The sequence below is a fragment of the Caminibacter profundus genome (genome assembly GCF_054657155.1).
This window is the reverse complement of sequence record NZ_BAAHXC010000001.1, coordinates 252,260-274,367: the sequence shown is the minus strand read 5'-3', so window position 1 is coordinate 274,367 and position 22,108 is coordinate 252,260. Positions and strand designations below refer to the sequence as shown.

Here is a 22,108-nt window from a genome sequence, read left to right as displayed (position 1 = left end):
AAACAATATTTTCATTTTTTGTGATAAAATTATGCATAAAAAGGCAATTAATGAACTTTTCTTTAATAATTTTAAGTTTTATTTTAATTATAATACCATGTATAATTACTTACAAATTAAAAATAGGTATAGAAAAAGAGATTTTAAAAAACTCTATAAGAGCATTACTTCAATTAACTGCACTTGGATTTGTTCTTGGTTTTTTATTTAAAATTAAAAATCCCTTTTTTTATATACCTGTAGTAACTTTTATGCTCTTATACTCATCATATATAGCTCAAAAACGTACAAATTATTCTTATAAAGCTGCCTTTTTAAGTCTTAGTTTATCTTCAATTATAATTCTTTCAATTTTAATAGTATTTAACATAATTTCTCTAAAGCCAAATGAATTTATTCCAATTGCTGGAATGATTATAGGAAATTCACTAAATACTTATACATTAACAATTGAAAGATTAAAAAGAGAAATCACTCTTCAAAAAGAACTAATTGAAGCTTTTGTGGCAATTGGAGCAAAATATACTGATGCTCTTAAAATAATGCAGCGTGAAGCAATAAAGGCTGCTTTAATTCCTGTTAATAATACACTTCAAACTATTGGAGTTGTTGCAATACCTGGTATTACTACCGGTATGCTTCTTGCAGGAGCCAGTCCTTTTCAAGCTATAACTTATCAAATAGTAATCACTTATATGCTAGTAAGTATAAATTTATTTAGTGCACTATTTGGAAGTCTGTTTTTTATCCGTCAAAAAATCAAAAGATTTTTTGACGAATTAATCTAAATTATAAACATTTTTAATATGAAGTGCTTCATCAAATTCATATACTCTTGGTACTCCTGTTGCTATTTCAAATTTTGGAATATCCTCATCACTTATTCCGTCAAGCTCTTTTACCATACCTCTAATAGTATTACCATGAGCAGTAATAAGCACATCTTTACCATCTACTAAAAGTGGGGCTACTCTTTCATGAAATGCCGCCATTGCTCTTTTTTGATTATCTTTGAGGCTTTCAGTGCTTGGAAGAAGTTCAGCTGGAAAGTTTTTGTATTTTGGATCAAATCTAGGATGTCTTTCATCATCAACACTTAGTGGTGGAGGTGGCACATCATAGCTTCTTCTATAAAGTAAAAATTTTTCTTCTCCTACTTCAGCTTTTATCTCATCTTTGTTAAGTCCAGTTAATGCGCCATAATGTCTTTCATTAAATCTCCAGTCTTTAATATGATCAATCCATAATAAATCTAACTCTTCTAAAATAATAATTCCTGTTTTAATAGCTCTTTTTAGATATGAAGAAAAACATACATCAAAACTAAACCCAGCTTCTTTTAGTCTTTGCCCAGCTCTTTTTGCTTCTTCAATCCCCTCAGGAGCTAAATCAACATCTACCCATCCAGTAAACCTATTTTGTTTATTCCACTCACTTTTTCCGTGTCTAACTAATACAAGTTTAGCCATATTCACCCTTTATGAAAAATTAATTTTGAAATTTTACCAAATTTTTAATACTAGCCCTATTTTTCCACTCAACAAGCTTAATAATTGCAAGGTTTATATCAAACTCTTTTGTAATCATTGGAAAAATAACTTCTCCATCAATTGCAATAAAAAAATTTTCATTAAAGTCTTTATAATCTTTTCTCTGAATTATTAAATAAGTCAATTCATTATCAATAACCCTAGGAATAGACTTATTTATACAAACTCCAATTTGTTCTCTAATAAAGCTGTTAAGAGATTTCATGTAATTTAAAACTATATCCTCCCAACTAAGCTCCTCCCCTAATGCATTAAAAACCCTCAAATCATCCATCTTTAATTTTTCACTTTTCATTTTACATTTTTCATTTTTTATCCATACTCCCACATCATATTCACTTAATCTATTTTTAAACTTTTCAAAATTTTCCTCAATATCAGCTAAATAAAATGGGTAATTTGATAAAATTTTAAAACCTATATCATCCCTTAGGTATTGTTTATAATCCATATAAAACCTTTTTGATGAAATTATACTAAAGGAAATAAATGAAAAAAATTTTAATAACAAATGATGATTCTTTTGAAGCAAAAGGTCTTCAAACATTAATTGAAGCTGTAAAAGATTTGGGAGAGGTTTACATAGCAGCCCCAGCTTTCCCAAAAAGTGCATGTAGCCATTCTCTAACAATTACAAAGCCTCTTAGATTTATAAAAGTAGATGAAAATTTTTATAAGCTTGATGATGGAACACCTGCAGATTGTATTTATCTCTCTTTTCCAGAGTTTTTTAATGGAGAAAAGCCTGATTTGATACTCAGTGGAATAAATCATGGAGCAAATTTAGGAGAAGATGTTACATATTCAGGAACTGCTGGTGGTGCAATGGAAGGTGCAGTCCATGGAATTCCCTCAATTGCGTTTTCACAAGTTCTAAAAAGCTTTGATTCACCAAAAACAGAAGTAGATTGGGAAGTTGCAAAAAAAATTGCCCGTGACATTACAAAAAAAGTACTTTATGGAAAAATCACAATACCTCATCGTCATATTTTAAACATTAATATTCCAAATACAAAAAAAATAAAAGGCTACAAAGCTACAAAACTTGCATATAGACTTTATGGAAATGATGCGCATAAGCATTTAAACCCAAGAGGCGAAGAGTATTACTGGATAGGGCTTCATCCTTTAGCATTCAAAGAAGAAAAAGGAACTGACTTTGATGCAATAAAAAATGGATACGTATCAATTACACCAATAAAACTTGATATGACGGGATATGAAGCTCTTGAAAAATTAAAAAAAGAAAATGAACAATGGGAAATTGATGAATAGTTTATTAAAAAAACTAAATATACAAACAACACTCCATCACAAAACTACTACAAATGGAGTATACAAAGTAGATTTGCATTCTACAAACTTTCCATTTTCAAGTTTTGGTAAAGGGTTTAGTGAAACTGAAGCATTAAATAGTGCATATGGTGAAATGTGTGAAAGAATAATAACTAGAAATTTTTTAGAAGAGTACTATATAAATGGGCTCTATTCTGATGCAATAATTACAAATAATTTCCTAAATACACAGCTATATGACTTTTATGAAATACAAAACCTTGAAAAAGAAGATTTATTTGACTTTAACTCTGATATTTTTGATATCCTCTCAATTCCTTTTAGCAATGTAAAAACTGGTGAAATTGTTTATTTTCCAATAAATATTATTCATAACCTCTATGCAAGCAACGGAATGGCTTTTCATACTACACTAAAAAAAGCTTATTATAATGCAAAATGTGAAGTAATTGAGAGATTTGTAAAGTTTCAGGTTATTAAATATGGACTTCCCCTTCCAAAGGTCTCACATCCTCTTAATAATGATTACTTCCAAATTTATGATGCAACTCTTGATGAAAAATATCCAGTAATGGCTGCAAGTTTTATAGAAAATGATGAGATTATTTTAGCATTTGGATGTGATTTAGATAGAGAAATAGCTATAAAAAAAGCTTATTCAGAACTTTTACAAACAGAACTTAAAAAAAGAGGTAAGATTTTAGATGATATTGAGTATATTAAAAGTCCTCTTAATCTAACCCAACATTTCATAGACTTAAGCGGTGATGTTCACTCAAACTTTTTTAAAAAACCATATTTTAATACAACTGAATGGAATTTTGAAAGTCTTGATGTATTTAAAGAAGATGAATTTATTAGAATTTATAGATATAAAAATTATATAGCTTTGCATTTAATAATTCCTAGTATTAGTGAAGTATATCCTATAGAAGATTTGGCCTACAACAATATAAACAGAGGCAAGTTTTTAAGAAAAGATATATTAAGTCGCTCAAATAAAAATAAAATAATTGATAAGCTTTATGAATATGGTGTTTGGAATATTGGTGATTTTATTGGAGTTATTTTTGACAAACCTTATACAATCGAAATGATCGATGAATTATACGAAGGATATAATATTTCAAAAACATTTGAAAATATACAAAATCTTGCAAAGGAATTAAGTTGAGATTTGATAGATGCAAAAAGTTATTTAGTAAATTTAATGAATTACAAAAATTAAATGTCTTAATTTGTGGAGTTGGTGGAGTTGGTGGACATGTTCTAAATTGTCTATATCGCAGTGGAGTTAGCAACATAACTATAATTGATTATGATGTTTTTGATATTACAAATCAAAACCGCCAAATTGGAAGCGAGTTTGTAGGAGAAAAAAAAGTTGAAGTTTTAGCAAGACTATATCCAGGAATTAAACCAATTGATATAAAATTAACACCTGAAAGTATTCAAAATTTAGACTTTGAAAAGTTTGATATTATCATAGATGCAATAGATGATTTAAATGCAAAAATATCTTTAATTAAAAAAGCTTATCCTAAAATTATCTCATCTATGGGTGCTGCAAAAAGAATAGACCCAACAAAAATTAAAGTTGATAGTATTTGGAAAACACATACTGACCCATTTGCTAAAAAAATTAGAGACAAATTAAAAAAAGAAAACTTCTTAGAAGACTTTAAAGTAGTCTATTCAACAGAAAAGCCAATAAAATGTGATATGGGAAGTTTTATTGGAGTTACAGGATCTTTTGGTTATGCTATTTGTAGTGAAATACTTAAAAAGTATGCGTAATACAAATTTATAATGATTAATTTAGAACCTTGAGTTTTTTAATATTTTCTTAATATGTTGAGTAAATTGTATATTCCCTCTCAACTTTTCATTTTTAGTTTGTTATTTGTATATTTGTGTATTGGTAATTAGTATATAAAAACTAATCAACCAATAACAAATACACCAATGACACTTTAACTCTCCATTCTCAATTGATATTAATATTAGTATAAAATATAAGGGAAAATTAATTATCCCTCATATCAAGATATGCTTTCATTCCAACATCAGTCCATTTTCTTGTAGTTTCAAAGAAACTCATAATATTTTCATAAACTTCTCTAAAGTCTTTTGATTTATTTGCATTTTCTTCTAAGATTTTTTTAATTGCCCTCTTAGCAGCTTCATTTACATCATCAGGGAATTTTCCTAAATGTACTCCATATTTACCATTCATAATTTGTTTTAGAGCAACTCCATTTTCATATTGGAACTGTGCAAGCATTCTTGCATTCATATCATTCGAAGCAACTTCAATAGCAGCTTGAAATTCTTTTGGAAGGCGCTCAAATTTTTTCTTATTAAATGTAAGCTCAAGGTTTGTTCCTGGTTCATGCCATCCTGAATAATAATATTTTGCTACTTTATAGAATCCCATTTTAAGATCAAGTGCAGGCCCTACCCATTCAGTAGCATCAATTACACCTCTCTCAAGAGCAGTATAAAGTTCTCCTGCAGGAATATTTGTAGGTTTCACCCCTAGAGCCGCCATAACTTCTCCACCAAGTCCTGGGATTCTCATTTTTAGACCTTTAAGATCATTAAGCGATTTTATTGGTTTTCTAAACCATCCACCCATTTGATTTCCAGTGTTTCCACCTTTAAATGGAATTAGATTATATCTAGCATACAATTTTCTCCAAATATCCATTCCTCCACTAAAATCAAGCCAAGCATTCATCTCATCAGCCACCATACCAAATGGATAAGCAGTAAATAAAGAAAATGCTGGATTTTTACCTTTCCAATAATATGGACCTGAGTGGAATCCATCTATTAAACCTTTACTACAAGCATCAAAAACACCAAGAGCAGGTACCAGTTCATTTGCACCATAAATTTTAATTTTTAAAGCTCCGTCAGTTAACTCTTTTACTCTTTTTGCAAAATAAAAAATACCCTCTCCCATAATTGGAAGTGTTTTTGGCCAAGATAAGCACACTTTTAATGTTTTTCTAGTTTTTGCATAAAGATTTGTAGTAAAAGCTGCACTTACTACTGCTCCAACTCCTGCAGTTTTTAAAAATTTTCTTCTATCCATTTTCTCTCCTTTATTAAAAAATAATTAAATTTACCAATAAATAATACCAAATAGTTAATAAAAAAAAAAGTTTATATTGTCTCAAAAAGAAAATCTATCACCAGAAGAAATAAATATGTTAACAACAGTAAATTAAAAAGACTACTAAAAATCAAAACTTTTATATTACTTATAAAAAATATTCTATTTAATATTCTCCACTTAAATTAAACTACAAAAAGTTAATGTGACTTTTTCAAAAAAAATATTTTTAGCAGTAGAATTAGACTAAACTAAAATAAAAAAAATAGTTGACTTTTTGATCAACTAAAATACATTATTACAATAAACTATTTATAAATAATTTTTGGAATAAATTTTGCTTCCTTTTCAAAAAAAGGAAACCTTAATGAAAAAAATTACTAATTATATTTTTAATATTGAAGATTACAAAATATTAAAAACAATTCAATATTTACTTTATGCATTTATATTTATCTCTTTAATTAACTAATAAAATATTGCTATTACTGCATAACTTAAAAAAATCATTAAATGAGAAAGTCCTTCTAGATAATTTGTTTCTCCATTTTCTGTTGTTTTCCAAACAAGTAAAATTGTAAGAAGCAAAGCACCTACCTGAAGTGGTGTAAAATCTAAAGTGAGCTTTATCCCAGCAAGCATTGATAAGAAAATAAGCGCAGGCACAGTTAAAAGAATTGAAACAGTACTAGCTCCCATAGCAATATTAATTACTCTTTGCATTTCATCATTCTTAGCAGCTCTAATTGCTGTAAAAAGTTCTGGTGCAACTGTTACAAATGCAATTAAAATCCCAACAAATCCTACAGTCAAGCCAAAATTATCAAAAACAACTACACCATCATTTGCAAAAATTTCTGAAAGAAATCCTATCAAAACCAATAAAAAGACTAAAAAGAAAATATTAAATAAATTACTTTTTCTATCAAAATAGTAATCATCGTTTTCTTCATTTTTTAAATATTTTTTAACTCTACTTCTTTTTTTGAATTTAAAAAAGTGAACATGTGTTTCTGTTTGAAACCTAAAAATAAAAAAGTAAAATACTGCTAAAAGTAATGATATAATTAAACTTGCTTTAAAAAGTGCATCTTCACTTGAATGAAGAGAAATAGTAGTAGGCACAAGTAACATTGCAGCTGCTACAAAAAGTACTGTTGTATAGCTAGCTGAAGTATCTTCGTTATGAACTTGTTCTTTAAAACTAAGTCCACCTACAAATACAGCAAGTCCTAAGAGTGCATTCAAATCAACTATAACAGTAGCTATTATACCATTTTTTACAGTCTCAAGAACCTCTGGATGCTCTCTAGCCTCTAAAACAACCATAAATAAAATTAAAATCTCAACTAATACGGCACTAAAAGTTAATATCATACTACCAAATGGTTCACCAAATCTTTCGGCTAAAATTTCAGCAATTTCAGAAATAGTAACTGCTAAACTACCTATTCCTATAGCTGCAAAAATAGTAGCTAAAACACTCATTCCTTGTATATGAAAAATAATTGCAAATGGCAAGCTGAAAAATCCTACAATTATATCCCAATAATCTTTAAAAACTTCTATATATTTATTCTCTTTGGGGTGCAAACTAACTCCTTAAAAAATGATTTGCTTTTTTTATAAAATAGACATCGGCAAATTTTGTAAAAAATTCATATGCTTTTTTTACATTAATAATTTTATCATTCTCCCCTAAAAAAACTTCTATTTTTATACTTTTAATTTTCTCTATTTCTCTCCAATCAAATCTTAATAATTTCTCTAGATCTTCAACACTACAATCACAAATTTTAAATTCTTTATTCTCCATTCTCAATTTTCCATTTTCAATTCTCCATTCACTAACTCCTGCTTTTGTAAGAAAATTTTTAATATAACTATTTTTATCTTTTTTAAAAGCAGCAATATTTAAATTAATAATTTTTTCATCATAATCAAAAAAAGCAGGAGATATAAGTTGTAGCTTATTTATTCTATAAGTAGTGTTTAAGACATATTTCACTGCATCCTGCGCACCTTTACTAAATCCTGCAACTACAAAGTCTTTATTTTCTAAATAATATTTAAATAATTCTCTCTCTTCGCATAAACAAAACCCACTAAAATATTTCATCTCTAATTTTTCTTATGTCTTCTTTGTGAATTATCTCATCTTTTAAAATTTTTTCATAAACTTTTTCTATTATAGGAAGATTACTTTCATATAACAACTTTGCTTCTTTATATGCTTCATCTAAAACTTTAGCAATTTCGCTATCATCACCAACAACGCTTTCACCCATTCCATAATCTTTAATCATTTTAACAGCAAGCTCACGTGCTTTTTTAATATCTTTATAAGCATTTGAATATTTTTCATTAAATTTTTCTTCTACTGCAATTCTTCCAACTAGTAATGTTTCAATTTTACTCATGATTTCTGTTTTTGATATAATCTCTTTATCTTCCTCTTTAAAATCATCTTTCATTAGAGTTATTCTCTCAAAATCAACTCCTAGCCAATCAGCAATTACAGCTTTACTTGCCTGATAATAACTTAATATCTCTTTCTCTTTTGGTGAGTAGGTATTTAGACGCTTTTTCCCCATCAACACTTTATCTTTTACTGCATAAAAATCACTCTCTTCTATAAAAGGTTTACCCTGTTTTAAAGCATAAATACTCGCTTCATTAACTAAACTAGCAAGAGCTGCTCCAGAAAAACCTACTGTCATTTTTGCAATTTTTTCTAAATCTCCTTTAAAAGGTTTATTTTTTAAATGAACTTTAAGAATTTCCATTCTATCTTTCAGTCCTGGAAGTTCTACAAAAATTCTTCTATCAAACCTACCGGGTCTAAGCAATGCTTCATCTAGTAGTTCTACCTTATTTGTTGCACCAATTACAATAACTCCCTCACTTCCTTCAAATCCATCCATTTCTGTTAAAAGCTGATTTAATGTAGCTTCTCTCTCATCATTTCTAAGATTACCTCTAGCTTTTCCTATTGCATCTATCTCATCAATAAATATAATACTTGGAGCCATTGCTTTTGCACGAGAGAAAAGGTCTCTTACTCTCTTTGCTCCAACTCCTACGTACATTTGAACAAAACTACTACCACTTTGATAAAAAAAAGGAACTCCTGCCTCCCCTGCTAGTGCTTTTGCTATTAAAGTTTTACCAACACCAGGAGGTCCTACTAAAAGCACCCCTTTTGGAAGATTTATGCCAAAATTTCTATATTTCTCAGGATTTTTTAAAAAATCTACAATTTCTACAAGTTCTTCTTTTACTTCATTAATACCTGCTACTTCTTTAAAAGTAACGTTTGAGGTAATTGGCTTTATTAAAAAGTCTTTTTCAATTCCTGTATTCATCTCAACTTGAACTCGCCCTGGAGATTGAGGCTCGGGTGCCATTTTTTTAATTAAAAGTATAAAAAAGATAAAAAATGCAAAAACTATAATAACTCCTAAAATTTGTGAAAACAATACTCCAAAATTTAAATTACCTGACTTAATGCCAGCAGCAATCAATAGTCCTATTAAAATAGTAACTACTGCACCTGTTATTAAAATATTTTTGTTATTCTTTGACATTGATATCTTCCTTTACCTGGTAATCACTTACTCTCACCCACTCTCCTTTTGGAATTTCTTTTTTTATTTTCATTTTATTATAGTACTCATCATATCCTATTGAGTAACCATCTTTAAACTCTTCAATATGAACTAGTAATTCCTTTTTTCTTTTTCTAAAATTATAATTATTTTTTCTTACAATTTCTTCTAATATTTTCGCTCTTTTTTTCGCTATATCTCCTAGTACATCTTGTTTCATAGTAGCACTAATAGTACCATTTCTTGGAGAATAGCGAAAAACATGAATATGAGTTAAAGGGTACTTTTTAAAATTTTCAAGCCCCTCTTCCCAAATCTCTTCACTTTCACCTGGATGTCCTACTATAAAGTCAGTTCCTAAAGCTAGTCCTTTGTCTGCTAATTTTTCAAATAGAGATAAAGTATTAGATACCCTATTTCTTCTTTTCATAATTCTAAGCATTTTATCACTTGTATGTTGAAGTGCAATGTGTAAATGCTTTTCAAGTATACCATTTTGAGTAAGTTCTATTAGTTCATCTGTTATTTGACTAGGTTCAAGACTTCCTAGTCTAATTCTTTTAACTCCTCTAATTTTACTAATGTTTTCGATAAGCTCTGCTAAACTTGTACCAGTATCTTTTCCGAAACTACCCATATTTATACCAGTTAATACAAACTCACTAATTCCTAAATCTTTTAAAGCTTTTATCTCATCTAAAATAAGTTTTTCGTCCATACTTCTTGAATGACCACGAACTGTTGGAATAATGCAATAAGCACATTCAAAATCACATCCTTCTTGAATTTTGATAAATGCTTTTGTTTTGTCATAGTAATTTAGCCTATTTTGATTTATAAAATTAAAATCTCCAAGTTCAATATATCTATTTTTATCTAAAAAATTATTTATTTGCTCTTTATATTTATGCCCAAATACTACATCAACTTTATTTTCCTTAAATAATTTTTCTCCTTGTGTATAAACAGCACAACCAGTAAGAAAAATTTTTTTCTCTTGCCATTTATTAATATACTGTCTAAGGTCTCTATCAGCAAAATTAGTAACAGTACACGAGTTTATGACAATTACATCTGCTTCATTTTCATTTTTTACAATTTCTGCATCTATTAAATTTTTCATAAGCTCAGTATCGTAAATATTACTTCTACATCCAAATGTTTTAAAAAAAACTTTCACCTAACTCCTTTTTAATATTTTTTTAAATAAGCTTTCTTTATTTAATAATTTACTTTTATTAAGTATATAATAAAATAATGGCAAATAAAATAGATTAAGAACTGTTCCCCACATAATACCAAAACCTAGTGCAATAGCAAGAGGTTGAAGAATAGCACTTTGACCATATGGGAAAAACATAAGAGTAGCTAATCCGAAAAATGTTGTAATAGATGTAAGAAGTATAGGACGAAGCCTATATGATGCAAGTTTTAAAAGTTCATCTAAATTTTTTGCCCTCTTAATAAAATCAATCATTACAATACCATCATTCACAACAACTCCTGCTAGTCCGACTATTCCTATCATTCCAAGCATAGTCATATTCATTCCCATTATCATATTTCCTATAATCACTCCTAAAAATGATAATGGTATAACTGAAATTATTACAAATGGTAGTAATATTGAATTAAACATTAATACTAATATCAAGAAAATAAGTAAAAGTGCTATAACTAAAGCCGTTTTTAAATCTTTTATAAACTCTTTACTAGTTTTTGCCGCACCACCTATTATAATTTTTAAATCTTCTTTTTTAATTTGTTCAAGAACTGGCGCAATTTTTTTGTAAAACTCAGCAGTTGTTATAATTTTTTTATCTAAACTTGCATACACACTTTTTGCTGCAATACCATCATATTTATGGATTTTTTTAAATTCTCTTTTTATTTCAAAGTTTGCAACTTTATTAAGTTCTATCATTTGATTAGTTCCTGGAATGTTCAACCTAAAATGTACTAACTGATTAAATGAATCTTTGTTTTTGTCTTTTATAATTATTTTAACTATTCCATCTTTATTAAATGTTTTTGCTACTTCACTTTCACCAAAAAAACCTCTAAGCATTGAATAAATATTAACTTCATTAAAACCGAGTTTCTCTCCATATTCATTTACTTTTATTTTAATTTCATATGCACCAAGTTCTGCATCATCATAAATATTATACACACCATTTATATTTTTTATTTTACTCTCAAGTGTTTTTATTGCTTTTAATATTTTTTCTTGAGAATTGCCAGCTATACTTATAACAACATCACTTTTAACTACACCTGCTTGTGGAATAATTACATTTAATTCTTTCAAACCTTGTATTTTTGTATAATTTAGGTCTTTTTTTATAAGTTTAGCAAGTTCCCAAGAAGAATGTACTCTTGTTTGAGTTTCTACCTTTATTGGTTGAAATATAGGTGCAATATATTTATTATAAAAATCTGTTGGCTTTTTATCATTCAAGTCTACAAAAATATGAAAATAATTCTCACCTGTATTAGCCTCTCCTCTATTATTCATTTTCATACCAACAACTGTCGTAAATCCTTCAACATCATCTCCTAAATATTTTCTTAATACTTTCTCAATAGGCTCTATAGCTTTTGAAGTTTGTGTTATTGTATAATTACTATCTAAACTCCCATTTACATATATTTGACTAGCATCAAAATCAGGAAAAAGCTGAAACTTCGAATGTTTAAATCCAAGTCCAAGTAAAATAGGCAAAAAAATTAAAAAAAATGCAAGAGATATAAATCTATACTTAAAAAATAACCTCAACATTTTCATATAAATTAATTGAAACTTCTCCCAAAAAATTTCTTTTTTACTTGGCAAAATTTTTAATATCTCTTTTGAATGAAGTGGTAAAAATACAAACGCTTCTAAAAGCGAACTTAAAATTAAAACAGTAATCATAACAGGCAAGATTTTTATAAATACTCCTATTTCACCTTTAATAAGAAGCATAGGCAAAAAAGCCAAAACTGTAGTGGTAGCTGCTACCACTACTGGCCAAAATACTTCAATAGTACCATCAACTGCAGCTTGAAGTTTACTTTTTCCCATTTCCATATGACGATATATATTCTCACCTACTACTATCGCTTCATCAACAATCATACCTAAGGCTATAAGAGCCCCAAGCATTGAAAGTAAATTAAGTGAAAAATCAAGATAATCAAGTGCAATAATAGCAATTGCAAATGAAGTTGGAATTCCAATAGTAACCACTAATGAAATTCTCCAGTTTAAAAAAATCCACATTACAAAAAACACTAAAATAAGTCCAAAAATTATATTACTTACAACTGTGTTAAAACGATTTCTAACCCATTTACTAGTATCAGTTGATATACCAAAAGTAACTTCAGGATGAGATTTATGGTACTCTTTTAAAATTTCTCTTATTTTTTTACTTAAAACAATAGCATCACCACTCTCACCTTTTCTTACATCAATTGTTAAATTTGGAATACCATTATATTTTCCAATTTGAGTGGGCCTTTCATATTCTTTTACAATTTTTGCTATATCTTTAAGTCTTACAATTTTATCTCCAACCTTTAAAATTGTTTCTTCAAAGTCTTTAATTCCTTGAGGAAACATAGAAACAAAATAGTGTTTATTTTCTTCCATTTTTCCTATAGGAAATATTGTATTAATGCCTGAGAGGGTATTTATTAGAAGGTTTTTATCTAGGCCCAAACTTTCAATTTTTTGATTATCTAAAATAAAATAGATATTTTTATCGCTATCCCCTCTTATATCTACTTGTGTTAAATCTTTAAGAGCAGTAAGATTTTTCTTAATTTCATTTGCAACTTTCTTTAATTCATCTTTATTTAAAGTATTACTTGCCACTGAAATAAACATCAAAGGAAATGCTTTTTTAGCAATTGTAACTGTAGGCTCATTCATATCACTTGGAAGATCTTTTTTAACATTTGCAGTAATGGTTTTAAATTCACTCAAAAGTTCTAATTTATTAACACCAGATTTTAAATTTGCAGTAATTACAAAATTTCCATTGCTTATTACACTCTCAATTGAAGCTACTTCTTGATAAGTTTTTAGCTCATCTTCAATAGGAATAACTGCCATTTTATTTAGAGTCTGTGGACTTGCTCCTGAATAGGCTCCTTGAATTAATATTTTATCTAAAGTTGCAGGAGGAAATAACTCTTTAGCAACATTTCTATATGCAAGAATAGCCGAAATTATAACAATAAAAAATAATGTGTGAGTAAATGCTGGCTTTTTTATAAAAAATTCTATTATTTTTTTCATCATCCCTCTTTCAAATATTAAAAATCTAAAGAATTTAGTCTGTTTTTAAACTTAAGTTTTTCTATTTTTGACTTTAAAACTAAATTTTCAGCTTGTAAAGAGTAATATTCATTCAAAAGTTTATTGATTTTTATTGAATCAAAATAAATATAATTGGCTATATAAATTTTTGGTATTAATAACACTAATACAAAAATCGAAACAATAACTATATTTCTTATAATAGCAATAGAAATTTTACTCTCTTCAATCACCCCATCTATATTCTCTAAAAGAACCTCTTTCTCATTCATTTTCTAGCCTTTAAATTTAAATCCCCTAAGTTTTGCGCTTCTACTCCTTGGGTTTAATTTAATTTCGTCTTTACTTGCAGTTATTGGTTTTTTAGTTAATATAATTCCTTTTTGATTATTGTTTCCACATTCACATCTTAAAACTAAAGGAGGACATATACATCTTTTTGCCCACTCTTTAAATTTATTTTTTACAATCCTATCTTCTAATGAATGAAAAGTAATAATTCCTAAAACTGTTTCATTTTGAGCTACTAATTCTACCCCATTTAAAATACTTTCAAGTTCATCTAATTCATTATTTACTTCAATTCTTATCGCCTGAAAAATAGGAGCTAAGTCTTTTTTATTTTTAATACCCGCTTTTAATAAAACCTCGCTTAATTCTTTATTAGAATTTATAGGTCTATTTTTGATTATAAAATCAGCTATTTTTTTATATCTTCTCTCCTCTGCATAATTTTTAAAAATTCTCTCAAGACTAGCTTTATCATAAAAATTAACTACATCTTTTGCACTAAAACTTTGATCCTTATTCATTCTCATATCAAGACAATCGCTATCAAAAGTAAATCCCCTCTCACGATTATCTAATTGATAGCTACTAACCCCAATATCAGCTAAAATTCCTGATATATTAAACCCATTTAACTCTTTTAAAGCAAAACTAGCTCTTTTATTTATAAATTCTACTCTATTTGCATATTTTGATAACCTTTTTTTAGCAAACTCTATAGCATCTTTATCTTGGTCAATTCCTATTAACTTAATATTTGAGAAACTCTCCAAAATAGCTTCACTATGACCACCAAAGCCTAATGTACAATCTATAAAATATCCATTATCCTGCAAATTACCTTTAAAAAGATTTATAGTTTCATTCAGTAATACAGGAATATGCGGTATCTTATTTTCAATTCTCAATTCTCAACTCTCCATTCTTAGTCTATTATTTTGTTATAATTGTATCAAAAAAGGCGTTTTTTTGGTCACTAAAACATTAATCGATGAATATTTTTTAGTTGCAAAAGAGTTATTTGATAAAAACTACTTAAATATCGGTATTGGAAGTTTATCTCTTAAGTTAAAAACTGATCAAATGTTAATAAACAAAAAAAATAAACACTATATTGAAGAAGACTTTGTAAAAAAAGTTTATATTTTAAGAGAAAATATGGCATGGAAAGAAGCAAGTGAAGATGTAAAGATTCATTCAGAAATCTATAAACAAAACTCAAACATAAAAGCAATAGCCCATATTTTCCCAAAAAATGTAATGACTTTTGCTGAAAAAAACTACTTTTCTTTAGACCCAATCGATTTTTTAGGCAAAAAAAATTTTACAAAAATTCCAATAATTGAAATAGGAAGTGTACAAGAATGGGAAGAAAATAATGAATTTATAATTGCAAAAAATTTAAAAGATAATGATATTTTAATTATCAAAGGCTTTGGAGTTTTTATAAAAGCTAGAGATCTTAGAGAAATTATAAAACTTTCAACTATTATAGAAAACAGTGCTTATATTTTGTTAAATTCTAATTAAAGGACAAAAATGTATTTGATTTATGAAAAAGACACTCTTGGTAGAACTATTTTTGAAATTGTTTTTAAAAATACAGGAAGCATTTATGCAAAAGATGGAGTTGCTAACCTTCTTGCACATATGCTAAATACAAAAGGGACACTTACAGAAAAAGAAAAATTTTATTCAAAAATTGAAGAAAAAGCTATAAATTTACAAGTAACTACAAATAAAGAATTTTCAACAATTTCAGTAACTTTTTTAAATGAAAAAACTCATATTGCTATTAAACATATTTTAAGTCTTCTTCAAAGTCCAAACTTGACACAAGTTGCTTTTAATAAAACTAAAGAAGAGATAAAAGCTAAAAAAGAAAACATAAAAAACAATAACGACTATATTGCTGCTGCAAATCTTTTTAAAATCCTTTTTAAAGACACTCCTCTTGAAAAAGAAACAATTGGAGAAAATTTAGATGATATAACTTTAGAAGACATTAAAAATCATTATGAATACTACTCTAAAAGCACAGCAGTTTTTATTAATGGAGGAAAAAGAATTGAAATTGAACCGTTTTTGGAAGTTTTGTCAGATAAAGAAATTAAAAAAGATATGTTTTTTAAACCAAAAACAGGAGAAATAATTGAAAAAAAAGAAGTAGAACAAAGTTATATCTATTTTGCAAGCCCTTTTAACGTAAAAAAAGAAAACTTTCATCTAGCAAAAATAGCAACATTTATTTTAGGAGCTGGTGGATTTGGTAGTAGAATGATGGAAGAGATAAGAGTTAAAAGGGGATATGCATATTCTGCTTATGCTAATAATGAATTTAAAAAAAGTTATAAAATATTAAGAGGATATCTTCAAACAAAACTTGAAAATACAAATGATGCAATCAATCTAGTAAAAGAAATGATAAATGAGTTTACTGAAAAAGGAATTACAAAAGAAGAACTAGATAGTGCTAAAAAATTTTTAATTGGAAGTGAACCTCTTAGAAATGAAACACTTTCACAAAGGCTACTTAGAAAATTCAATGAATACTATCTAGGACTAGGCGCTAATTATTATGAAAAAGAGCTAAAACTTATTGAAAAAGTGACCTTAGATGAGGTTAATGAATTTATAAAAAAACATAGTGAAATTAATAATTTAAGTTTTTCAATTGTCACGAAGTGAGTAGAAGTATTAGAGGTTAATAGAGGTTAATAAAAGTTAAAAATGTTAGTACATAGTAATAATAAACCCCTAATACCTCTAATACCTTTAATGCCTCTACTAACCAATACACAAATACACCAATAAACCAATACACAGGGATTGAGAATTGCTTAAAATTGTAGATGAAAAACTAAACAAAATAGGTATAACAAATGTTATAGAGTTAGCTTTAATGCGCCCAAAAGAATGGGAAGATAATAACTTATATACATATATTACAGGCAAACCTCAGGCTTTTGAAGCTGAGGTTCTAGATATTCAAAAATCAACAAAAATTACAAGGGTAAAGTTTTATCTTAAAAATATTCAAACAATAATGTGGGGAGTATTTTTTGTATTTAAAAAATGGCATGAAGCAACTTTTTATGTTGGAAAAAAGTTATATATTAGAGGAGAAGTTAGAAATAATCAAATAATACAGCCAAAACCTATAAATAAAGTTGGAGAAATTACACCAATTTACAAAACTTCAATCAATCAAAGAAGTTTTAAAACTCTTCTTAAAAGATTTCTAACACTTAAAGCTCTTTCTATATTACCTGAAACAATAGCTACTAACCTTTATTATATGCATTTTCCAAGAAGTTTTGAAGATATTGATGAAAAAAAAATAAATTATGCTTTAAAATGGGCTGAAGTATTTAATTATTTATATAAACTACAACACAAGAAAAAAACTTATCCTTCATTTCAAATCAACAAATCTCCTGATAAATTTATAAAAAGTTTACCATTCAAATTAACTAATGACCAATTAAAAGCTATAAATGAAATACATCATGACATCTCAAATCCCATTCAATCAAGAAGAGTAATAGTAGGTGATGTAGGTAGTGGCAAAACAATAGTAATGTTAGCAACAGCTTATATGAGCGAAAAATCTATAATTATGTGCCCTACTTCAATACTTGCTAATCAAATATATGAAGAAGCTAAAAAATTTTTAGGTAGTTTTAACTTTAAAATAACTCTTGTTACTCAAAAAAGTAAATATACACAAGATGATTTAAAAACCTCAAATTTACTTATAGGTACTCATGCTTTACTTTATCAAAACTTGCCAGCAGTCAAAGTAATTATGATAGATGAACAACATAGATTTGGAACAAACCAAAGAGCATTACTTGAAAAATTAGTAAATAAACAAAATATCCATCCTCACTATTTTCAGTTTAGTGCAACTCCAATTCCAAGAACTCAAGCTCTTATTTTGAGTAGTTTTGTAAATGTAACTTTAATAAAAGACCTCCCTTTTAAAAAAGATATTGACACAAAAATAATTTCTAAAGAAGACTTTAAAGACCTAATAGCACATATCCAAAATGAAATAAATAACAACCATCAAATAGTAATTGTCTATCCTTTAGTAGAAGAGTCTCAAAACTTTGAATATCAAAGCATAGAAGAAGGAAAACATTTTTGGCTAAAGTATTTCGACAAGGTATACGTAACACATGGAAAAGACAAAAATAAAGAAGAAATCTTGGTCAAATTTAGAGAAGAAGGAAATATTTTAATCACAACTATAGTAATTGAAGTTGGAATTTCTCTGCCTCGCTTAACTACTATCGTTATTGTTGGAGCTGAAAGACTTGGTCTTGCTACTCTTCATCAGCTAAGAGGTCGGGTTGGAAGATACGGTGATAAAGGATATTGTTTTTTATACACACACGATAAAAATAATAAAAGACTTATAGAATTTTCAAAAACTCTTGATGGTTTTAAAATAGCAGAGCTTGATTTAAGATTTAGAAAAGCTGGAGATATAATTGAGGGTAAAATCCAAAGCGGAGATACTTTTAAATATTTTGATGAGAGTAAAGATTTAGATATTTTAGAAAATGTAAAAAAACATTTAGAGTCTTTAAACAAATCTTAAAAACACTAATCCTATTAATTTTTAATTCTTATACCAATTGACAATGGAAAATGGACAATGGAAAATGATGAAAAGTATTGAAATAATGGCAGTTTTAAACATTTTTAAAGTAATACCAATTCCAAGATGTTTAGACACTTCAGTATAATAAAACTTAGTTAATCAAATACAACCAATTAAAGCATATACTTCTATTTAAAAACTATGACTATATTAGAATTGGTATAACTGATGTTCCGCAGCTATTGTATAAATATTGTAAATTTTGACATTGACTAAATAAGTAAAACTATTGCAAATTTTAGCGAAATAAAGGCGTTTAAAAAAGCATTCTGTTTGAGCGAAGCGAGTTAATGCTTTTTAGCCTTTATGGAGCGTTAAAAAATTTGCCTTTTTGTTGAATTTATTTAGTCAGTTCCTAAATTTAAAGTTTAGTAATGTTAATTATAATATGCATGACATCAATTCTTAACTTAAATTTTTCCTCTCAACTGATAAGTAATATCCCCTGCTCCAAAACCGATTACAAGACCTTTTTTTATGCTTTTAATAATTTTTCCATTTTCATCAATTAACATAATATTATTTCCATCAACTTTTACTTTTTTTGCAAAAATAGGATTATATCTTGCAAAGTGTTTTTTAAAATCTATAAAAATTTCTTCTTCTCCAGCAGCCCATACAGGTAATATTATAAGTTCATCCACACCCTCAAAACAATTAATAAATCCTTCTAAATTATCAACAGTTCTGCTATATTTGTGTGGTTGCCAAATTGCTGTAACTTTATCAATTCCATTTAATAAAGCAAACTCTCTTGTAGAAACTAAAGTGGCTTTTATTTCTGTTGGATGGTGACCATAGTCATCGATAAGTATAAAACTTTGTGTTTGTTTTAAAATATCAAATCTTTTTTTAATACCTATATAATTTTTTATATTTTTAGCAATTTCATCTAAAGAGATAAACTCACTTGCTGCTTCAATCGCAAGTAAAGCATCAAGAACTAAATGCTCACCAAACCCATATACTTCAAATTCTAAATTTTTATATTCAAAAACAGTTTTTGGTTGATTTTCTCTTAACTCAAATCTTATATGTTTTGCATCCTTTAAAAAAACTTTTTTCATAGGAAAATTAAGTTTTTTTATAAACTCATCATCTCCATTAACTACTCTAACTTTAGCACTTTTCAAAAACTTCTCATAATGAGCATAAAATTTATTCAAATCATGGTTATAAAATTCCATATGTTCTGGTTCAGTATTAGTTACAACTGCAATATAAGGATTTGAATCAACAAAACTACCATCACTCTCATCCGCTTCAAACACCAAAAGTTTACTCTTTTCTACTCTTGCATTGCTTTTAAATTCTTTACTCTCAGCACCAATTAGAGCATTTGCATTATTTAAAATAGATGCTAAAATTGCTGTAGTTGTACTTTTTCCATGAGCACCACATACTGAAATTACTTTTTTATCTCTGACAATAAATGGTAAAAACTCTCTTCTAGAATACGTATTTATGCCCTTTTTTTTGGCTTCTATAAGTTCAGGATTGTCATTTTTTACTACAGCAGTATATACAACTACATCATAATCTTTTATATTTTCAGCCACTTGAGGAACAAAAACTTTTATACCTTCTTTTTCTAAAGCCTTAGTCAAAGTAGTATTTGCAATATCACTACCACTTACTTTAAACCCTTTTTTGTGCAAATATCTTGCAATGGCACTAAGGCCAATCCCACCTATTCCAATAAAATGGATCTTATGCATCTTTACTAAATTCTTTTTTGAATCTATCTTGATATTTTATAACTAACTCATCAATTTCATCATTAAATTCAGTAAAAAAAACATCTTTATAAACTTTTTCGCTATCAACATATTTTTCAAAAAACTTATCTAAACTAAGTCCCGCTAACATTCCTATTACAAACATAGAAAACATCTCTTTTATTTTCTTATCATCAACTAAATAAACCATATCATATCCAACCTCTTTTGCTTCTTCTATCGCTCCTTCATCCCAAAGCTCTAACATATATTCAAACATTGCTCTAGTCGCTGCTTTTTCTTCTTCATTTTCTATATCAAGAGTAGTGTTTTTTTCAATTTTGTTATTAATTAATTCAAATGTCTCTTTTAAGATTTCTCTAAAAACTTCATTGATTTGGTCTTCTTGATTTTGATGTATTAATCTATCAAGTTCATTATATTTACTAACTAACATAAGAGCTCCTTTAAAATTTTTAATGCTTTTTTAGTTTTTTCCTCATCACAAACTAAGGCAATTCTTACATATCCAATTCCTGCTCCGTTTCTTCCCATAAACCTTCCAGGCATTACTTTTACACCTTTTTTAAAAGCTTTTTTTGTAAACTCTATATCATCTTCTACTTCAAGCCATATATAAAAAGTGGCTTCTGGAATATCAACACCCAAAATTTCTTTTGCTATTTCAAAATTTCTTTTATATTTTTCTCTAAAAATTTCCACATGACTATCATCACTCCAAGCCTTAGCTGCTGCATATTGCAAAGGAAGTGGACTTGCACATCCAACATATGTTCTAAATTGAAGATATTTTTTTAAAATCTCACTATCTCCTGCTATATATCCACTTCTAAGTCCTGGCGCTGAGCTTCTTTTTGATATAGAATTAATAGCTAATATGTTTTTAAAATCTTTATTTCCTACTTTAATAGACGCTTCAAGTATGCTACACGGTTTTTTATCAAAATAAACTTCACTATAACACTCATCATTCAATATTACAATATCTTTCCTCAAAGCATACTCTACCCACTCACAAAGTTCTTCCAAATCCATCACACTTGCTGTTGGATTATTAGGTGAATTTAAAATGATAAAATCTTCATCTCCGCTAAGCTCTGATAATTTAGGTTTAAAACTATTTTCTTTTGTTAGAGGCAAATATTTTATTTTAGCTCCTGCTACAATTGCGGCACCTTCATATATTTGATAAAAAGGATTAACAAAAGCCATTTTTTTGGGTCTCAGAAAAAGTGGAAAATTAAATAAAAGCTCTCTTGTACCAAAAGTCGGTAAAAGGTTATTCTCATTAAGTTCAATACCGTATCTTCTTTTTACAAAACCAATTATAGCTTCTTTTAAAATTTTTTCACCTGCAGTTTTTGGGTATTTATTTAAGAGTTTACTATTTTCACATAAACTGTCTTTAATAAACTTTGGTGTTTCAAATTGAGGCTCACCAATAGTAAGAGTAATAACTTCCTCTGGATGAGGAATGTTTTCAAGTAATTCATTTAGTTTTTCAAAAGGATACTTCTCAAACATC

The 22,108-nt window shown here is 27.8% G+C and carries 20 protein-coding genes; 7 read left to right on the top strand and 13 right to left on the bottom strand.

Going from position 1 to position 22,108, the window contains the following annotated elements; genetic code table 11:
- Positions 1-50 precede the first annotated feature (50 nt).
- Entirely contained in the window at positions 51-788 is a 738-nt protein-coding gene (locus ACYQ1U_RS01435) for an ABC transporter permease (protein ID WP_459883479.1), read from the top strand.
- Here ACYQ1U_RS01435 and gpmA read toward each other — a convergent pair.
- Together gpmA and ACYQ1U_RS01425 are read right to left on the bottom strand one after the other, a co-directional pair.
- Positions 780-1,469 (bottom strand): 2,3-diphosphoglycerate-dependent phosphoglycerate mutase, encoded by a 690-nt coding sequence (gene gpmA, locus ACYQ1U_RS01430; RefSeq protein ID WP_459883478.1) that lies wholly within the window; start codon positions 1,467-1,469, stop codon positions 780-782. The two genes, ACYQ1U_RS01435 and gpmA, sit on opposite strands and share 9 nt — an antisense overlap.
- Before the next feature lie 19 nt (positions 1,470-1,488).
- Positions 1,489-2,001 carry a stationary phase survival protein SurE gene (locus tag ACYQ1U_RS01425; RefSeq protein ID WP_459883476.1) on the bottom strand — a complete coding sequence of 171 codons (513 nt, stop codon included), beginning with the start codon at positions 1,999-2,001 and terminating at the stop codon, positions 1,489-1,491.
- A gap of 38 nt (positions 2,002-2,039) precedes the next feature.
- Here ACYQ1U_RS01425 and surE point away from each other — a divergent pair, with 38 nt between their 5' ends.
- From surE to ACYQ1U_RS01410, 3 genes are read left to right on the top strand one after another with little or no spacing between them, the layout of a single operon-like run.
- Positions 2,040-2,825 carry a 5'/3'-nucleotidase SurE gene (gene surE, locus ACYQ1U_RS01420; protein WP_459883475.1) on the top strand — a complete coding sequence of 262 codons (786 nt, stop codon included), beginning with the start codon at positions 2,040-2,042 and terminating at the stop codon, positions 2,823-2,825.
- Positions 2,818-4,020 (top strand): YcaO-like family protein, encoded by a 1,203-nt coding sequence (locus ACYQ1U_RS01415; protein WP_459883474.1) that lies wholly within the window; start codon positions 2,818-2,820, stop codon positions 4,018-4,020. The genes surE and ACYQ1U_RS01415 overlap by 8 nt, the downstream gene beginning before the upstream one ends.
- Positions 4,017-4,643 (top strand): ThiF family adenylyltransferase, encoded by a 627-nt coding sequence (locus ACYQ1U_RS01410; RefSeq protein WP_459883472.1) that lies wholly within the window; start codon positions 4,017-4,019, stop codon positions 4,641-4,643. Before ACYQ1U_RS01415 ends, ACYQ1U_RS01410 begins: the two co-directional genes overlap by 4 nt.
- Positions 4,644-4,872: 229 nt before the next feature.
- On the opposite strand, the gene ACYQ1U_RS01405 is transcribed toward ACYQ1U_RS01410, so the two are convergent.
- The 8 genes from ACYQ1U_RS01405 to rsmH all read right to left on the bottom strand — a co-directional run bounded on the left by ACYQ1U_RS01405 (position 4,873) and on the right by rsmH (position 15,080).
- Positions 4,873-5,946, bottom strand: a complete 1,074-nt coding sequence (locus tag ACYQ1U_RS01405; protein WP_459883470.1) for a TRAP transporter substrate-binding protein — start codon at positions 5,944-5,946, stop codon at positions 4,873-4,875.
- 489 nt (positions 5,947-6,435) lie between these two features.
- Positions 6,436-7,560 (bottom strand): calcium:cation antiporter, encoded by a 1,125-nt coding sequence (locus ACYQ1U_RS01400; RefSeq protein WP_459883468.1) that lies wholly within the window; start codon positions 7,558-7,560, stop codon positions 6,436-6,438.
- A 1-nt stretch (position 7,561) separates the two neighbouring features.
- Complete coding sequence (gene bioV / locus ACYQ1U_RS01395) at positions 7,562-8,086, bottom strand: pimelyl-ACP methyl ester esterase BioV (protein ID WP_459883466.1); 525 nt, start codon at positions 8,084-8,086, stop codon at positions 7,562-7,564.
- A complete protein-coding gene (locus tag ACYQ1U_RS01390; RefSeq protein ID WP_459883464.1) occupies positions 8,073-9,554 on the bottom strand; it encodes an AAA family ATPase in 1,482 nt (493 codons plus the stop codon). The genes bioV and ACYQ1U_RS01390 overlap by 14 nt, the downstream gene beginning before the upstream one ends.
- Positions 9,541-10,755 carry a tRNA (N(6)-L-threonylcarbamoyladenosine(37)-C(2))-methylthiotransferase MtaB gene (gene mtaB / locus ACYQ1U_RS01385; RefSeq protein ID WP_459883462.1) on the bottom strand — a complete coding sequence of 405 codons (1,215 nt, stop codon included), beginning with the start codon at positions 10,753-10,755 and terminating at the stop codon, positions 9,541-9,543. The genes ACYQ1U_RS01390 and mtaB overlap by 14 nt, the downstream gene beginning before the upstream one ends.
- Positions 10,756-13,863, bottom strand: coding sequence for an efflux RND transporter permease subunit (locus ACYQ1U_RS01380; protein WP_459883460.1), 3,108 nt, complete (start codon positions 13,861-13,863; stop codon positions 10,756-10,758). It abuts the gene before it with no gap.
- Between the two features lie 17 nt (positions 13,864-13,880).
- Positions 13,881-14,156 (bottom strand): hypothetical protein, encoded by a 276-nt coding sequence (locus tag ACYQ1U_RS01375; RefSeq protein WP_459883458.1) that lies wholly within the window; start codon positions 14,154-14,156, stop codon positions 13,881-13,883.
- Between the two features lie 3 nt (positions 14,157-14,159).
- The gene (gene rsmH / locus ACYQ1U_RS01370) at positions 14,160-15,080 is read right to left on the bottom strand and encodes a 16S rRNA (cytosine(1402)-N(4))-methyltransferase RsmH (protein ID WP_459883456.1); all 921 of its coding nucleotides are present in this window, start codon (positions 15,078-15,080) and stop codon (positions 14,160-14,162) included.
- Positions 15,081-15,141: 61 nt separating this feature from the next.
- Between rsmH and ACYQ1U_RS01365 the strand changes: the two genes are divergently transcribed.
- From ACYQ1U_RS01365 to recG, 3 genes are all read left to right on the top strand, one after another.
- Positions 15,142-15,702, top strand: coding sequence for a class II aldolase/adducin family protein (locus ACYQ1U_RS01365; protein ID WP_459883454.1), 561 nt, complete (start codon positions 15,142-15,144; stop codon positions 15,700-15,702).
- A 9-nt stretch (positions 15,703-15,711) separates the two neighbouring features.
- Positions 15,712-16,860, top strand: a complete 1,149-nt coding sequence (locus tag ACYQ1U_RS01360) for a M16 family metallopeptidase (protein WP_459883452.1) — start codon at positions 15,712-15,714, stop codon at positions 16,858-16,860.
- Between the two features lie 148 nt (positions 16,861-17,008).
- A complete protein-coding gene (gene recG / locus ACYQ1U_RS01355) occupies positions 17,009-18,781 on the top strand; it encodes an ATP-dependent DNA helicase RecG (RefSeq protein WP_459883450.1) in 1,773 nt (590 codons plus the stop codon).
- A 473-nt stretch (positions 18,782-19,254) separates the two neighbouring features.
- Here recG and murC read toward each other — a convergent pair whose 3' ends face one another.
- From murC to ACYQ1U_RS01340, 3 genes are read right to left on the bottom strand one after another with little or no spacing between them, the layout of a single operon-like run.
- Positions 19,255-20,562: a UDP-N-acetylmuramate--L-alanine ligase gene (murC, locus tag ACYQ1U_RS01350; RefSeq protein WP_459883448.1), complete on the bottom strand. Its 1,308-nt coding sequence runs from the start codon at positions 20,560-20,562 to the stop codon at positions 19,255-19,257.
- On the bottom strand, positions 20,555-21,019 hold the full coding sequence (locus tag ACYQ1U_RS01345; protein WP_459883446.1) for a hypothetical protein: 465 nt from the start codon (positions 21,017-21,019) through the stop codon (positions 20,555-20,557). Before ACYQ1U_RS01345 ends, murC begins: the two co-directional genes overlap by 8 nt.
- Positions 21,013-22,107, bottom strand: coding sequence for a succinyldiaminopimelate transaminase (locus tag ACYQ1U_RS01340; protein ID WP_459883444.1), 1,095 nt, complete (start codon positions 22,105-22,107; stop codon positions 21,013-21,015). Before ACYQ1U_RS01340 ends, ACYQ1U_RS01345 begins: the two co-directional genes overlap by 7 nt.
- Position 22,108: the final 1 nt, after the last annotated feature.